13 protein-coding genes and 1 riboswitch are annotated in these 16,585 nt (G+C 28.6%); of the genes, 12 read left to right on the plus strand and 1 reads right to left on the minus strand.

All coding sequences use genetic code 11. From position 1 onward, the window contains the following. Positions 1 to 285 precede the first annotated feature (285 nt). The 5 genes from abc-f (at position 286) to BN2920_RS06030 (ending at position 6,842) form a co-directional block, all read left to right on the plus strand. Positions 286 to 2,205, plus strand: coding sequence for a ribosomal protection-like ABC-F family protein (gene abc-f, locus BN2920_RS06010; protein ID WP_058294109.1), 1,920 nt, complete (start codon positions 286 to 288; stop codon positions 2,203 to 2,205). Positions 2,206 to 2,378: 173 nt separating this feature from the next. Further along, a complete protein-coding gene (locus BN2920_RS06015) occupies positions 2,379 to 3,152 on the plus strand; it encodes a phosphocholine cytidylyltransferase family protein (RefSeq protein ID WP_058294110.1) in 774 nt (257 codons plus the stop codon). A gap of 2 nt (positions 3,153 to 3,154) precedes the next feature. Next, entirely contained in the window at positions 3,155 to 4,453 is a 1,299-nt protein-coding gene (gene aepX, locus BN2920_RS06020) for a phosphoenolpyruvate mutase (RefSeq protein ID WP_058294111.1), read from the plus strand. A 93-nt stretch (positions 4,454 to 4,546) separates the two neighbouring features. Then, entirely contained in the window at positions 4,547 to 5,686 is a 1,140-nt protein-coding gene (gene aepY / locus BN2920_RS06025) for a phosphonopyruvate decarboxylase (protein WP_058294112.1), read from the plus strand. Continuing rightward, a complete protein-coding gene (locus BN2920_RS06030; protein ID WP_230142847.1) occupies positions 5,676 to 6,842 on the plus strand; it encodes a 2-aminoethylphosphonate aminotransferase in 1,167 nt (388 codons plus the stop codon). The genes aepY and BN2920_RS06030 overlap by 11 nt, the downstream gene beginning before the upstream one ends. Before the next feature lie 783 nt (positions 6,843 to 7,625). Here the strand turns inward: BN2920_RS06030 and BN2920_RS06035 are convergent. Further along, on the minus strand, positions 7,626 to 8,186 hold the full coding sequence (locus tag BN2920_RS06035) for a class I SAM-dependent methyltransferase (protein WP_058294113.1): 561 nt from the start codon (positions 8,184 to 8,186) through the stop codon (positions 7,626 to 7,628). A 254-nt stretch (positions 8,187 to 8,440) separates the two neighbouring features. Here BN2920_RS06035 and BN2920_RS06040 point away from each other — a divergent pair, with 254 nt between their 5' ends. From BN2920_RS06040 to mgtA, 7 genes are all read left to right on the plus strand, one after another. After that, positions 8,441 to 9,004, plus strand: coding sequence for an accessory gene regulator ArgB-like protein (locus BN2920_RS06040; RefSeq protein WP_058294114.1), 564 nt, complete (start codon positions 8,441 to 8,443; stop codon positions 9,002 to 9,004). Positions 9,005 to 9,024: 20 nt separating this feature from the next. Continuing rightward, a complete protein-coding gene (locus BN2920_RS22285) occupies positions 9,025 to 9,153 on the plus strand; it encodes a hypothetical protein (RefSeq protein WP_268259063.1) in 129 nt (42 codons plus the stop codon). A gap of 27 nt (positions 9,154 to 9,180) precedes the next feature. Next, positions 9,181 to 10,434, plus strand: a complete 1,254-nt coding sequence (locus BN2920_RS06045; protein WP_058294115.1) for a sensor histidine kinase — start codon at positions 9,181 to 9,183, stop codon at positions 10,432 to 10,434. Positions 10,435 to 10,858: 424 nt separating this feature from the next. Continuing rightward, complete coding sequence (locus BN2920_RS06050; RefSeq protein WP_058294116.1) at positions 10,859 to 11,749, plus strand: sulfide/dihydroorotate dehydrogenase-like FAD/NAD-binding protein; 891 nt, start codon at positions 10,859 to 10,861, stop codon at positions 11,747 to 11,749. After that, positions 11,749 to 13,140 (plus strand): NADPH-dependent glutamate synthase, encoded by a 1,392-nt coding sequence (gene gltA / locus BN2920_RS06055; protein WP_058294117.1) that lies wholly within the window; start codon positions 11,749 to 11,751, stop codon positions 13,138 to 13,140. Before BN2920_RS06050 ends, gltA begins: the two co-directional genes overlap by 1 nt. A 224-nt stretch (positions 13,141 to 13,364) precedes the next feature. After that, positions 13,365 to 13,519: riboswitch (M-box (ykoK) riboswitch) on the plus strand. Positions 13,520 to 13,639: 120 nt separating this feature from the next. After that, a complete protein-coding gene (locus tag BN2920_RS22290) occupies positions 13,640 to 13,768 on the plus strand; it encodes a hypothetical protein (protein WP_268259064.1) in 129 nt (42 codons plus the stop codon). Positions 13,769 to 13,881: 113 nt separating this feature from the next. Next, positions 13,882 to 16,533 carry a magnesium-translocating P-type ATPase gene (gene mgtA / locus BN2920_RS06060; protein WP_374116942.1) on the plus strand — a complete coding sequence of 884 codons (2,652 nt, stop codon included), beginning with the start codon at positions 13,882 to 13,884 and terminating at the stop codon, positions 16,531 to 16,533. Positions 16,534 to 16,585 lie beyond the last annotated feature (52 nt).

The following is a 16,585-nucleotide window of genomic DNA, read 5'->3' on the forward strand; positions in this document are numbered from 1 at the left end:
AATGAGATTAGTTTTAAAATTACTGATAATAGAATGGTTCAAATTATTGAATCATTCTAATTTTTTTCTTGTTAATGTTTTTATATTACAACTGTAAAACAAATTAACTATAGAATATAATGTATATGAAAATGAGTAAAATTGATATAAGTTAGTTATCTATAGTATAATAATCTACAGAAAGTTATTGTAATTTTTAATTTATACAAAAGTAAAAGTACAGAATAATTTTAAAATTATTCTGTGGGAAATTATAATTGACATAGTATTGCTGGAGGAAGAAAAATGATTGTTTTAAGTTGTAAAGGCATAAGCAAAAGTTATGGAATAACTGAAGTATTAAAAGATATAACATTTTCAATTAATGAAGGAGATAAAGTTGGTATCATTGGTGCTAATGGAGAAGGAAAATCAACTTTATTTAAAATATTGACAAGAGAATTATCTCAAGATGATGGTGAAGTTTTTATAGATAAAAATAAATCTTTGGGATATCTATCCCAACATTTAGATTTAGAATCGTGTAATAGTATATATGATGAAATGTTGTTAGTTTTTGAAGATCTACAAAGGCTTGAAAAGAAAATTCAAGATTTAGAAGAAAAAATGAATGAGCCATATGATGAAAGTAAAGCTGATTATCATGAAAAAATAATAAAGGATTATGGAACAGCACAAGATCTTTATGAAAATAGAGGCGGTTATACATATAAAGGTGAAATATCAAGAGTTGTTAAAGGATTAGGCTTTACAGAAGATGATTTTAGTAAAGAAATACATACATTAAGTGGTGGACAAAAGACAAGAGTAGCACTATGTAAGTTACTGCTTTTGAAGCCGGAAATATTACTCTTAGACGAACCTACAAACCACTTAGATTTAGAGGCTATTGAATGGCTAGAAGAATATCTAAAAACTTATAAAGGAACTGTTATTGTAATTTCCCATGATAGATTTTTCTTGGATTCTGTAACAAACAATACTTTTCAAGTTATAAATGGTCATGTTAATTGTTATAATGCACCGTATACTAAAGCATTAGAGCTTATGAAAAAAGATTATGAAGCAAAGCTTAAGGCATATAATCTTCAACAAGAAGAAATTAAAAGACAAGAGGCAGTAATTGAAAAGCTTAAATCATTTAATAGAGAAAAGAGTATAAAAAGAGCAGAAAGTAGAGAAAAAATGCTTGAAAAAATTGAAAGAATTGATGCGCCAGATAAAGAAAAGAAGGCATCAAGAATCAATTTTGAGACAATGGTGAAGAGTGGGTATGATGTATTGCATGTAGAAAAGTTATCTAAGAGTTATGGCGATAAAAAACTATTTACTAACTTAAGCTTTGATTTAAAAAGAGGAGAAAAAGTAGCTTTAATAGGAGAAAATGGGCGTGGAAAGACTACCTTCTTTAAAATAATAATGGATAAAATAGAAAGTGATAGTGGAAGTAAGGTTCTTGGAGCAAATGTTAATCTAGGATACTATGATCAAGAGCAGTCAAACTTAAACCTTGATAAGACAATAATAGATGAAGTATGGGATGAGTTTCCGGAATTAACTACCACAGAGCTAAGAAACTATCTTGGATCATTCTTATTTAGAGGTGATGATGTATTTAAAGAAATAAATAAGCTAAGTGGTGGAGAAAGATGTAGAATAAATCTATTAAAATTAATGTTATCTAAATCAAATTTATTACTTTTAGATGAGCCTACTAACCATTTAGATATTCCATCAAGGGAAGCTTTAGAAGAAGCAATTTTAACTTATGATGGAACACTAATAGTTATATCACATGATAGATATTTCTTGAATAAGGTTATTAATAGAATATTGGAATTAGAAGAGAATGGGGTTAATGAATATTTAGGAAATTATAATTATTATGTTGAAAAGAAAAAGAATCCACAAAGATTTGAGCATTTTGAAAGCTTAGCCGGAGGAAAAACCAAAACTCAAATAAATGAAGAGAAGAAGAAAAAGAGGGCGTTAGAAAAAGAAGAAAAAGAAAAACAAAAGAAAATTAAGGAATTAGAAGATAATATAAGCAAAAAGGAAGAAAAACTTGAAAATTTACAAGAAGAGTTGTGTAAAGAAGAAATATATTCTAATCCGGAAGAGAGCGAAAGAGTTAATAAGGAAATTAAGATTATACAAGAAAATATAGAGAAGCTATATGAAGAATGGGAACTTTTATCTGAATAAAGCATTATTAAATAAACACTAGGTTTTATATGTGTAAAACTTAGTGTTTATTTTTATGCATGATTATTTCTTTGTAAAAATTGTAATTTCAATTATTGAACATATTGTTTTGAACAATGAAAGGTGATAGGATAAAGGTGTTCAAAAAATGAACTTTATATGGAGGTTGAGTTATGAGTATTAAAACGGCAGTAATATTAGCGGCAGGAATGGGGAGTCGCTTGCAAGATATAACCCAAAATGAAGTACCTAAAGGCCTTCTAAAAATAGAAGGGAAAAGTTTAGTGGAACGGTCAATAGAAAAATTGAGGAGTATTGGAATAGAAAAAATTTATATAGTAACTGGATATCTTAGTGAATTATATGAGGAATTTGCAAAAGACAAAAGCTGTATTCATACAGTTAAAAATAGAAAATATAAAGCAACAGGAAGCATGACTTCACTGTCAATATTAGAAAATGAGTTAAAAGAGGATTTTATATTACTTGAAAGTGATATTCTATACGAGGTTTATGGATTAATTAAGACAATTAATTCTGAAAGCGAAGATTGTGTTCTTTTAAGTGGAAAAACAAATTCAGGTGATGAATGTTATGTAGAAGTTAGAGATGATAACCTATATAAAATATCTAAAGCTAGGGAAGAAATTGATGAAGTTTATGGAGAACTTGTTGGGATATCAAAGATTTCTATGAAATTGTATAAAGAAATGATTAAAGAATATAGAAGTAAAATGAGTGATGTATATTATGATAATAATCTAGTTGAAGAAATCAGAAAATATGATTATGAAAATGCAATATTTGATGCAGCTAAGAATAGAAAAGTTGGATATTTAAAAATTGATAATTTAATATGGGGCGAAGTTGATGATAAACATCATTTAAAAAGAATAAAAAATGAAATATTACCGCAACTAGAAAAAATGAAAGTGAGAGGAATTTAATTATGAAAAAAGTATATGTAGCTATGAGTGCAGATATAATTCATCAAGGGCATTTAAATGTTCTTAATGAAGCAAGGAAGCTTGGCAATGTTATTGTAGGATTGCATACAGATAAGGTTATTAGAGGATATTGGAGAAATCCAATAATGAAATATGAAGAAAGAAAAAAAGTGGTTGAAAATATTAAAGGTGTTATAGAAGTAATACCTCAAGATATATTAAATCAAGTGCCTAATCTTAGAAAAATTAAGCCAGATTATGTTTTGCATGGTGATGATTGGATGGAAGGAGATCAAAGGGAAATAAGAGATAAAGTTATAGAAGTTTTAAAAGAATGGGATGGTAAGCTTGTTGAAGTCCCATATACTAAAGGAGTATCTATAAGTAAATTAGAAGAACAACTTTATAATATTGGTATAACCCCAGAGCAAAGAATGAAATCATTAAAAGAATTGATATATTCAAAGAAACATATAAGAATACTTGAAGCTCATAATGGACTGACAGGTCTAATAGTTGAAAAGACTAAAGTAGAGAAAGATGGAAAAGTTAAAGAATTTGATGGGATGTGGATTAGTTCTTTATGTGATTCTACAGCTAAGGGGAAACCTGATATTGAACTTGTAGATCTAACATCTAGACTAAATACAATAAATGAAATTTTAGAGGTTACAACAAAGCCGATAATAGTAGATGGAGATACAGGTGGACAAATAGAACATTTTGTATATACAGTAAAAACTTTAGAGAGATTAGGCATGTCAGCTATTATAATTGAAGATAAAACTGGACTTAAAAAAAATTCTTTATTTGGAACAGAAGTTACTCAAACACAAGATACTATTGAACATTTTTGTGAAAAAATAAGAGCGGGAAGAGAAGCTAGAGTTACTAGTGATTTCATGATAATTTCACGAATTGAGAGTTTGATTGCTAAAAATGGAATGGATGATGCTATAAAAAGAGCAAAAGCATACATAGAAGCAGGCAGTGATGGAATTATGATTCATAGTAAAGAAAGTGATGGAAGAGAAATAATTGAATTCTGCAGATTATATAATAAATTAGAAAATAGAGTTCCACTTGTTGTTGTACCTACCTCGTATAATTTTATGACTGAAAATGAACTATCAGAACTCGGAATCAATGTGATAATTTATGCAAATCATTTAATAAGAAGCGCATATCCAGCAATGGTAGATACAGCGAAAACCATATTACTAAATGAAAGGTCTAAGGAAGCATCAATAAATTGTATGCCAATAAAAGAAATTTTAAATCTAATTCCTAGTAGTATTTAATTATATATTTTAGTAAGTCTTATATTGTATCAAATCTAGTTATTAATAATAGGTGAAAGCTAATTTAAAAAATATTATGCGGAGAGAAAAGATATGATAAATGTTGAAAGTTTTTATAATACACTAAAAAGCTATGAAATAGGTTTTTTTACAGGAGTGCCAGACTCACTATTAAAATCATTTTGTGCATATATTTCTGACCAAGAAGAAAAAAGCAATATAATTGTAGCAAATGAAGGTAATGCAATCGGACTTGCTGCAGGATATTATTTATCATCAGGAAAAATTCCTTTAGTATATATGCAGAATTCAGGAATTGGAAATGCAGTGAATCCACTAGTTTCATTAGCTGATAAATTAGTTTATAAAATTCCTATGTTGCTATTAATAGGGTGGAGAGGTGAACCAGGGAAAAAAGATGAACCTCAGCACAAAAAGCAAGGGATAATAACAGTTAAGCTTATGGAAAGTATAGGAATATCATATGAAGTAATAAGCAAAGATACTACAAATGATGATATAAAGAATGTATTAAAAAGAGCATATAACTATATGATAGAAACAAAAGAGCCATATGCAATTATTGTAAGGAAGGAAACTTTTGAAGAATATGCTTCAACATCTTTAGGTGACAGTAAAAATAAATTTGAATTATCACGAGAGCAAGCTATAGAAATAATATTATCAGAGATAAATAAGGAATCTGTCATTGTTTCAACTACTGGTATGGCATCAAGGGAATTATTTGAGATAAGAGAAAAGAGAAATGAAGGTCATAATAAAGATTTTTTGACAGTGGGATCTATGGGACATGCTTCACAAATAGCTTTGGGAATTGCAATTAACAAAAGAAATACTAAAGTTTACTGCTTAGATGGGGATGGGGCTTTAATTATGCATATGGGCGGAATGGCTATTATAGGAAATCAAAATGTAAATAATTATGTTCATATAGTTATTAATAATGGAGCACATGATTCAGTAGGGGGACAAAAAACTGTTGGATTAGATATAGATTTATTGAAAATAGCAAAGGCTTGTGGATATAAAAAATTTTATTCATGTGTAAATACAAGTGAGATTAGAAGATGCTTAAAAGAAATTAATGAAACAAATGAATTGGCATTCCTAGAGATTAAGGTAAATAAGGGGGCAAGAAAAGATTTAGGCAGACCTACTACAACTCCAATTGAAAATAAAAATATGCTTATGGAATATTTGGATGAAATATAGAAAGGAAAAAATTATGATATGTAAAGATATAAAAAGAAATATTTTATTAAATCCAGGTCCAGCAACAACATCAGACAGTGTAAAATCTGCACAGATAGTTTCAGATATTTGCCCAAGGGAAAAAGAATTTGGAGATGTTATGGGATACATATCAAAAGAATTAACAAATATTGTAGCAGATAATTCTAAATATACTACAATATTATTTGGAGGTTCTGGCACAGCAGCAGTTGAATCAGTAATAAGCTCAGTAATCAATAATGAAGAGAAGGTTCTTGTAATTAATAATGGCGCGTATGGTAAAAGAATATGTGAAATGTGTAAAATATATAATTTAAATTATATAGAATTTAAATGTTCATCAATAAAAAAAATAAATTTTAATGAATTAGATAAGAAGATGAATGAAATTGAAGATATAACACATTTAGCAGTAGTTCATCATGAAACTACAACAGGTCTTTTAAATGATATAAAAACTATTGGAGAACTGTGCGAAAAATATAAAGTAAACTTAATTGTAGATGCTATGAGTTCTTTTGCTGGAATTGAAATAGATATGGAAAAAATGAATATAAAATATTTGATTTCCAGTTCAAACAAATGCATACAAGGTATGGCTGGAGTTAGTTTTGTTATATGTAATAAAGATACTTTAAATAAAATTAAGTATATTAAGCCGAGAAATATGTATTTAAATTTATATAAACAGTATGAGTATTTCAAAGAAAATAATCAAATGAGATTTACACCTCCAGTACAAGTTGTGTATGCACTAAAGCAAGCAATAAAAGAGACAAAAAAGGAAACAGTAGAAAAAAGAGAAGCAAGATATAAGGAATGTTGCAAGATTTTATGGAGTGGATTAGATAAATTAAAGCTAAAAAGATTAGTCGGTGATGAAAATGCTTCAATGTTATTAACAACAGTAATAGAGCCGGATAATGAAAATTATGATTTTGAAGAGTTTCATGACTATTTATATGAAAAAGGATTTACAATATATCCAGGAAAATTAGCAGAAAAAAATACTTTTAGAGTTGCTAATATGGGAGATATTAAAACTGATGATATTGAAAGATTCATTGAAGCAATGAGTGAATATTTTATGAAAATAAAATTGCAAGATTATGTGAAATTTAAAAATAGGATGTAGAATCAGAGTTTAGAGTTAAATAACCGAAATAAAGCTCTTATGTGTGGCTCGCTTGCCACAAAAATGAAGCTGTGAATTTAAACATCAATGATTGTGCTCAAAATCGTTTGCTCCAATAACAAGTATTGGACAAACAATTTTGGAACAATCATTAATGTAAAAATTCTACACCTTCATTTTCGAATGCAAGACACCGCCAACATAAGAACTTTATTTCTTTGTTTCATCTAAACTCATACTATTAACATCATTGATTTAAATAAATACATTTTTAAATTAAATAATATTTATTTATCTATGTTAAAGATTTAAAAAGTTAATATTTTATTATTTTTTAAAAGGTATAATTTTATGAATTTATAAATATCAGAATGTAAATTCTTAAGAATTTGCTTATTTCTTAGGCATTACAGAGATTTTATAAGTAGTTTCATAGATTACTACAATTGCTTGAAAAGTATATTTTTAGTCATGAAATATTCTTGAAAACATAAATCATAATTAACAAGAGTTCGATTTCTATGATCATAGAGAAAACAAAGAAATTCAATATATGAATAGGCGTAGTATTGTATTAAAAATTTTATGCATTAAATTCTTAGCCAGAGGATGTTCCAAAATTGTTTGTCCAAAACTTGCTTTTTGGAGCAAACATTTTTGGGGGCATCCTCTGGCTTTAGAATTTTTGCTTCAAATTTTCTTACAATCGAGCCTATCATATATTGAATTTCGGTTGTTATCCACTAAACTTTGATTCTACACAATTTATTTATATGTTTTAGATTATAATTTTAAGCTTATATTAAATCTACAAGGATTATAGCAACCGTCAGTTATTTTCCAGTCAGAGAAATCTTCCTTTTTGTATAATAGATGTGTATCTCTGTGTGATGTTAGTGGCAGATCACCAATGAATATTCCTTTTTTTGCAATTCTTTTGAATTCTGAAATTGCCTGATTAGAATATTCATGACTTGGAAAGTAATGAAATGCACCAAAGCATATTACATAATCAAAGCTTTTATCTTTAAATATCAAATCATTAGCTTCACCACATAAAACAGAATTTTTTAGGATTTCAATATGTTTTTTTACAAGAGAATTAGAATAGTCTACTCCTACGTATTTTTTGTATTTTAAATATTGAGCTAGTCCACCTGCACCACATGCAACCTCTAGTATTGTATCATTTTCTGTTATACATAATTCCTTTGTAATATAGTCTGCGATTTCTTTTACATTTGCACAAGTGTCTTCATAACCATCAAATTCTTCTAAGCTTATAGCATATGAATTTCCTTTTCTTTCCCAAACTTCTTTCCAATAAGACATATTATCATTCATATTAATTTACCTCCAAGATGAAAATATATAGTTCAATTTATGAACAATATAATGTTAACAGTGTTCAAAGTTCATAACAATATGTTCATTGAAATACATATATTACCATACTGCCTATATATAAAAGTTAGTAAAAAGTGAATTTTATAAAAAGAATAAGAAAAAAATAGAATCATATGTAAAAATATATTGAGTAGATAGATTAAATGTTATATAATGTTAATATAAAATCAAAAAGGAAATAAAGATAAATTATGGTGAGAAAAATATCGGAAAAAGTTGTTGAGTTTGTAGCACAGGATAATTATACAAAAGAAGAGAAAGAAGAAATGGATTATGTTTTAAGAACTATACTATTTGAAAGTATAAAACTTATTTCGACAATAGTGATATTTTCTATATTGGGATATTTTATCGAATCAGTAATTATTATTTCTGTAATGTCTTTGAGTAAACCTTTTATAGGTGGATATCATGAAGATACACAATTAAAGTGTTTTATAGCAACTATGCTATTAACAGCTGGAATTTTGATTTTAAGTCTAAATACATCTTTTACATTTTTAGGAAATTGTATTGTACTTATTATATGTATTTTTTGCATATATAATCAGGCTCCAGTAATAAATCCAAAAATGCCAATTACACATCCCCATTTAATACAAAAGAATAGACGAAAGGGATTATGTAACATAATTCTATTTATACTTGCTTCGATTATAATGTACAAGTATAGTAATTATTACCTATTAATTACCTGGACAGTAATGTTTCAAACACTTTTAATGTTCAATAGATTAGAAAAAAATAAAAATTAACTTTTGAGGAGATGGAAATTATGATGATAAAAAAATTAACAGCAGAGATTTTAAAGAAAGCTTCTGAGAAGATGGTGACTTCAGCTACAGCATCTTATTTATCAGCTGGTGCTGAAGAAATGCCAGAATCAATGAAAAAAATGAGATAGACATAAGTCTATGGGGGTGGTAATTTGGTGGTTTTAATGATTGATATTGCAGTTTCAATATTACAAGTTTTTTTATTTGCTTTAACTGTATATGTTTGTCTAGAAGAAAATAATAAATATAAAATCGCATTGATGGGTATATTATCATTTTGTATAAGTTCATATTTTACTAGTACGTTTGGAAATTTATCTTTGTGTGTTTTAATAACACATATATTAAGTATAATTCTAATTGGTATTATATATAATGAAAAGAAGAAAGAAGCAATAGTGGCGTTTTCTATAGCATATTGTTTTTTATCGGTAATTATTATTATTTTTTCCAATATGTATTTTGGTTTTTTATATGATAGAATTGCAGAAAATCGGAAAGTTATAGTACAAATTATAACCATATATTCGACACAAATAATTTTTATAGCTGGATTTTTTAAATATATTGATAAAGTTAAAGAATTTTATAACCAGATGATATGTGAAACAAAGAATATCATAATTTTAATAACTACAAGCTTTATAGTTGACATTATTATAGCATTAAAAGTAGTAATTTATAATGATGAAAGTAAATTATTGAAAAATGTTGTTATATTAATACTTTGCATGTATTTAGTAACGATGATAGTATATTTTGCAAGGATAAAACAAAGAGCTGATGAGATTTTTGAACTGAATACAGTATTGGATGAAAAAAATAAAGAACTTAGAAAGATAAAACATGATTATGGAGCACAAATTTCATATTTATATGGTCTACATCTGATGAAGAGATTTGATGATTTAGGAGATGCATTAAAGAATATAATCAATAATAATGATTCAATAACTAGTGCAGTCGAAATAAATAAAAATAATAATGTTTTATTATCTCTAGCAATGCAACCAGCTATTGATCAAGGAATACATGTAATAATCAAAGATAAATGTAGTTTAAAGAAAATAGATATTACTGAAATGGAATTGTATAGAATAATATGCAATATAGTAAATAATGCAGTAAAAGCAATGAATGGAAAAGGGATAATTACTACTGAAGTATATGAACACTTAAAAAACGTTGTAATAAAAATTGAAAATGATGGACCGAAAATACCGGAAGAAGACTTAGAAAATATTTTTAATGCGGGATTTACAAGTAAAGATAATAAGAACGGCAACCATGGATTTGGGTTAAGCATAGTTAAGGAATTAGTCGAAAGCTATAGAGGTAATATATCAGTTAGAAGCAGTGATAAATCGACTGAATTTAAAATAGTGTTGCCATCAAAGGAAATGGAATAAAAGTACATATATATTTAAATTTACATACATATAAAAAGACATCCAGTTAAATTTGGATGTCTTTTTAATTTCAAAATTATTCTATAAATACTATAATATAAATTGATAATAAGCATATTATTGTTGATATTATTCAATTAAATATATACACATTAATTATTAGGATATGCTTTATAAAACAAACAAGTCTAGGAAGCTAAAGAAAAGATGAGAGTGTGTCACATTAAATTTTTATTGAGTAAATTAAAGACATATATAATAAAAATTAATTCTAAGTAGGTTTTAACATAGATAAGATTCATGTATGAAGAAAAATTTAAAATCATAGAAAACTTTCATGAAAAAGTATTTCAAAAATATACTGATATGGTGTAAACTATATAATGAGTAATAATATTAACATATTTTAAAAGGGGTGCTATGAATGTATAAGATAGTTAGCAAAAGAGAGCTTACAAGTAATATATTCTTAATGGATATAGAAGCTCCAAGAGTAGCGAAATCTGCTAAGCCAGGACAATTCATCATTATAAAAAATGATGAAAAGGGTGAAAGAGTTCCATTAACAATAGCAGACTATGATAAAGAAAAAGGTACAGTTGCAATTGTTTTTCAAGCAGTAGGTAACAGTACAAAAGAATTAGCTACATATGAAGAAGGACAATATGTGAGTGACTTTGTGGGGCCACTTGGACAACCTAGTGAATTTGTTCATGAGGATATGGAAGAATTAAAAAAGAAAAAATTAATTTTTATAGCAGGTGGAGTTGGTGCAGCACCAGTATATCCACAAGTTAAATGGATGCATGAAAATGGTGTAGCAGTTGATGTGATTTTAGGAAGCAGAAATAAAGATTTATTAATATATGAAGAAGAATTAAAGAAAGTAGCAGAAAACCTTTATGTAACAACTGATGATGGATCATATGGATTTAAAGGAACAGGATCAGATATGCTTAAAGAATTAGTTAATAATCAAGGTAAAAAGTATGATCATGCTGTTATAATTGGACCCATGATAATGATGAAATTTACATCTATGTTGACTAAGGAATTAAATATTCCAACAACAGTAAGCTTAAATCCAATAATGGTTGACGGTACAGGCATGTGTGGAGCTTGTAGGGTGACTGTTGGTGGTAAAGTTAAGTTTGCTTGCGTTGATGGACCAGAATTTGATGGGCATTTAGTAGACTATGATGAATCAATGAGAAGACAAGCAATGTATAAGACAGAAGAAGGTAAGGCTCAATTGAAGGTAGAAGAAGGAAATACTCATAGCCATGGTGGCTGCGGATGCGGAGGTGATAAGTAATGGATATGAATGAAAGAATGGTTAGAGTACCAGTAAGAGAACAAGATCCAAGAGTTAGAGCTACTAATTTTGAAGAAGTTTGTCTTGGATATAATGAAGAGGAAGCAGTAAAAGAAGCAGCAAGATGTTTAAATTGTAAGAATCCTAAATGTAGAAATGGATGTCCAGTATCAATAGATATTCCAGCCTTTATATCAAAGGTTAAAGATAAAGACTTCGAAGGTGCAGCAAAAGAAATTGCAAAATATAGCTCACTTCCAGCAGTTTGTGGTAGGGTATGTCCACAAGAAAAACAATGCGAAGGAAAATGTGTTTTAGGAATTAAAGGAGATCCAGTATCTATTGGTAAGCTTGAAAGATTTACAGCAGACTGGGCTACAGAAAATAATATTGATTTAAGTAAAACAGCACCTAAAAATGGAATAAAGGTTGCAGTAATAGGATCAGGTCCATCAGGATTAACTTGTGCTGGTGACTTAGCTAAAATGGGATATGATGTTACTATATTTGAAGCGCTTCATAAAGCCGGTGGAGTTTTAGAATATGGTATTCCAGAATTCAGACTTCCAAAAGAAAAGGTTGTTGCAAAGCAAGTTGAAAACATTAAAAAAATGGGTGTTAAGATAGAAACTAATGTAATAGTAGGTAGAACTATTACTATAGATGAGTTGTTTGATGAAGAGGAATTCAAAGCAGTATTTATAGGCTCTGGTGCAGGTCTTCCAAGATTCATGGGAATTCCAGGAGAAAATGCAAATGGTGTATTCTCAGCAAATGAATTCCTAACAAGAGTTAATTTAATGAAAGCAGCAGAAGAAGGATATCCAACTCCAGTAAGAGCTGGAAAGAAGGTCGCAGTAGTTGGTGGTGGAAATGTTGCTATGGATGCAGTAAGAACTGCAGTAAGACTTGGATCAGAAGGGCATATTGTATATAGAAGAGGTGAAACTGAGCTTCCAGCTAGAGCAGAAGAAGTGCATCATGCCAAAGAAGAAGGCATTATTTTTGATACATTAACTAATCCAACAGAGATATTGGTAGATGAAAAGGGATGGGTTAAAGGTATGAAATGCATAAGAATGGAACTTGGTGAGCCAGACGCTTCAGGAAGAAGAAGCCCAGTTGAAATTCCAGGATCAGAATTTATTATGGATGTAGACACTGTAATAATGTCACTTGGTACATCACCAAATCCATTAATATCTTCTACAACAGAAGGCCTTGAAATAAATAAGAGAAGATGTATAGTAGCTGAAGAAGAAACTGGCCTTACAAGTAAAGAAGGTGTATATGCTGGAGGAGATGCAGTTACAGGTGCTGCAACTGTTATTCTAGCTATGGGCGCTGGTAAAAAGGCTGCATCTGCAATTGATAAATTTTTAAGTAAATAATGCAGAAATATATAAAGCAGAGGAATTTTTTCTTCTGCTTTTTATTATGTATAATTTTATTATTTTGATATTAAAAAGAATTATTAAGTATATGAATTTGATAATGTGATATAAGATTAACTTATAAATTTTGATATTAATAATAATATATATTTTATAAGAAATGTATTTACAAAACTATAAATTTGGAATATTATATATAAAGATTAAAAATATTATATGAAATCAAAACATGGTAGGTGAGGTTACCATAGGGATACGGGTTGATACCGCGGAGTAGTGGAGACACTATGAGAAGGTTAGCAGTTTATGTCGTAGTTAAGGCATAAACTAATTCAATTACAAGCCCTATGATGCTAAAGCTTGAACATGAAAAGTAATTACTTTTACGTTACTTATATTTGTGTTTGAATTATCCTCATCATGTTTATGATTGAGGATATTTTTAATGCAATCATTTATAATTTTTAAAATGTATTTTGGAAAGGAGTGAATAAGAATGGACGAACAGAGTAGAAACAGTATGGAACCAGAACTGCCGAGTATTAAATTTAATAATTGTAATATAGCAGATAACTGTCTATTCTTATTTATTCTGAATAGAAAATATAAGCTATATGCAATATGATTCACTAAATAATATTTAATGGATTTAATATATTACGCTTAATTAAGCATTTCTAGGTTCTATCCTTTTGTATCTCTAAATTATCAACTGTTATTAGAATGGAGGAAAGAACTATGAAAAATAATAATTTGAATTATATTGATGAAAATTTACTTAAAGTTAGCAGATTAACAAATGAAGTTGTTTTAGAAAATATGGGGACATCTATGAATGGATTTCAAGATGAACGTGTAGAAGAACTTAGAGAAATTTATGGAGAAAACAAAATTTCTCATGAAAAGCCTGATTCAGCATTAAAAAGAATATTTGATGCATTTGTAAATCCATTTACAATAGTACTTTTTTTATTAGCTATTATTTCATTATTTACAGATGTAATATTAGTAAGTAAGAAAGATCATGATTTTACATCTATAATAATAATGACTATGATGGTTACAATAAGCGGAGTATTATGTTTTGTACAAGAAACACGCTCAAATAACTCTGCCAAAAAGCTTAAAGAAATGGTAAAAACAACTGTAGCGGCTGAACGAAATGGTAAAAAAGAGATTTCTCTTGAAGAAGTAGTACCAGGTGATATTATTTATTTAGCTGCAGGAGACATGATTCCAGCTGATTTGAGAATATTGGTTGCAAAAGATTTGTTTGTTGCTCAGTCAGCATTAACAGGTGAAAGTGAACCAGTTGAAAAATGTTTTGAACCAATGATAAATGAGGCTCAGACACCATTAGAATGTACTAATATTGGTTTTATGGGTACCAATGTGATAAGTGGAACTGCAATTGGTGTGGTTATTGCAACAGGAGACAACACTTATTTTTCAACTATGGCTAAGGGGATTACAGAAAAAAAAGTTTTAACAAGTTTTGACAAGGGAGTGAATTCAGTATCATGGCTTTTAATAAAGTTTATGATGGTTATGGTTCCAATAGTATTTTTTGTTAATGGATTTACTAAAGGAGACTGGCTTCAAGCATTTTTATTTGCATTATCTGTAGCAGTAGGATTAACTCCAGAAATGTTACCTATGATAGTTACTACAAATTTAGCTAAAGGTGCAGTACAAATGGCTAAGAAAAAGACTGTTGTAAAAAGCCTTAATTCAATACAAAATTTTGGAGCTATGGATGTACTTTGCACAGATAAGACAGGAACTTTAACTCAAGATAAGGTGGTTTTGGAATATCATTTAGATATTCATGGAAATGAAGATATGCGTGTATTAAGGCATGCATTTTTAAATAGCTACTATCAAACAGGTCTTAAAAACTTAATGGATATTGCAATACTTGAATATGCTGATAATGCTTCATTTAAAGTTTTAATAGATCAATATGTTAAGGTAGATGAAATTCCATTTGATTTCAATAGAAGAAGAATGAGTGTAGTTATTAAAGACACATCAGGAAAAACACAGCTTATAACAAAAGGTGCAGTAGAAGAAATGCTTCAAATATCAAAGTATGCAGAATATAAAGGCAATGTTGAAGTGTTAACTGATGAAATAAAAGAAGAAATATTAGAAACTGTAGAGAAATTAAATAAAGAAGGTATGAGAGTAATAGGAATTGCTCAAAAAAACAATCCTTCAGTTCAAGGCGTATTTTCTGTAAATGATGAATGTGAAATGGTATTGATGGGTTACCTTGCATTTTTAGATCCACCAAAGGAGAGCACAAAAGCTGCTGTAGAGGCATTAAAGAATTATGGAGTTGCAGTAAAGATATTAACAGGAGATAATGATGAAGTAACAAGATGTATATGTAGGCAGGTTGGAATTAAAGCAGATAAGATTTTGCTAGGTTCTGATATTGATGAAATGGATGAGGAATTATTAGCAGCAGAAGTTGAAGAGGTAAGTATATTTGCAAAATTAAGTCCAAATCAAAAAGGAAGAATAGTAAGTGTTCTTAGAGAGAATGGACATATTGTTGGTTTTATGGGAGATGGTATTAATGATGCCTTGGCTATGAAGAAGGCAGATGTAGGAATATCAGTTGATACTGCTGTTGATATTGCAAAGGAAAGTGCAGATATTATTTTACTTGAAAAAGATTTAATGGTACTTGAAGATGGAGTTATTGAAGGAAGAAGAACTTTTGGAAATATAATTAAATATATTAAAATGACTGCAAGTTCTAATTTTGGTAACATGTTTTCAGTATTAGTTGCAAGTATTGCATTACCATTTTTACCAATGTTGCCAATACAAATATTAATATTAAATTTAATTTATGATATTTCATGTATTTCTATTCCATGGGACAATGTAGATAAAGATTATTTGCAGGTACCAAGAAAATGGGATGCTTCTTCAATAGGTAAATTCATGTTATGGATAGGCCCAACAAGCTCTCTTTTTGATATTGTAACTTATGCAGTTATGTTCTTTATAATCTGTCCTATGGTCTGCCATGGTGGTTATAATGACTACGGAGTAAATAAGACTCTATTTATGGCAGTTTTTAATGCTGGATGGTTTGTTGAAAGTCTATGTTCACAAACAATGGTCATTCATATAATTAGAACAGCAAAAATACCATTTATTAACAGTAGGGCATCAGGTGCTGTAATATTAAGTACTATAATTGCAATTACTGTAGGAATAGCAATTCAGTATACTTCTATTGGTAGAGCATTACAAATGGTGTCAATGCCAATAATGTATTTTGGCTGGCTAATAGTAATATTATTATGTTATATAATTGTAGCAAGTGCAATAAAAGAAGTTTATAAGAAATATTATGGTGAATTTCTTTAAAAAATAAATGTTAAAATGCTAGGGAATATTAATTTCCTAGCATTTTTATAAA

It is taken from the genome of Clostridium neonatale (assembly GCF_001458595.1).
In the GTDB taxonomy this organism is placed as follows: Bacteria; Bacillota; Clostridia; order Clostridiales; family Clostridiaceae; genus Clostridium; species Clostridium neonatale.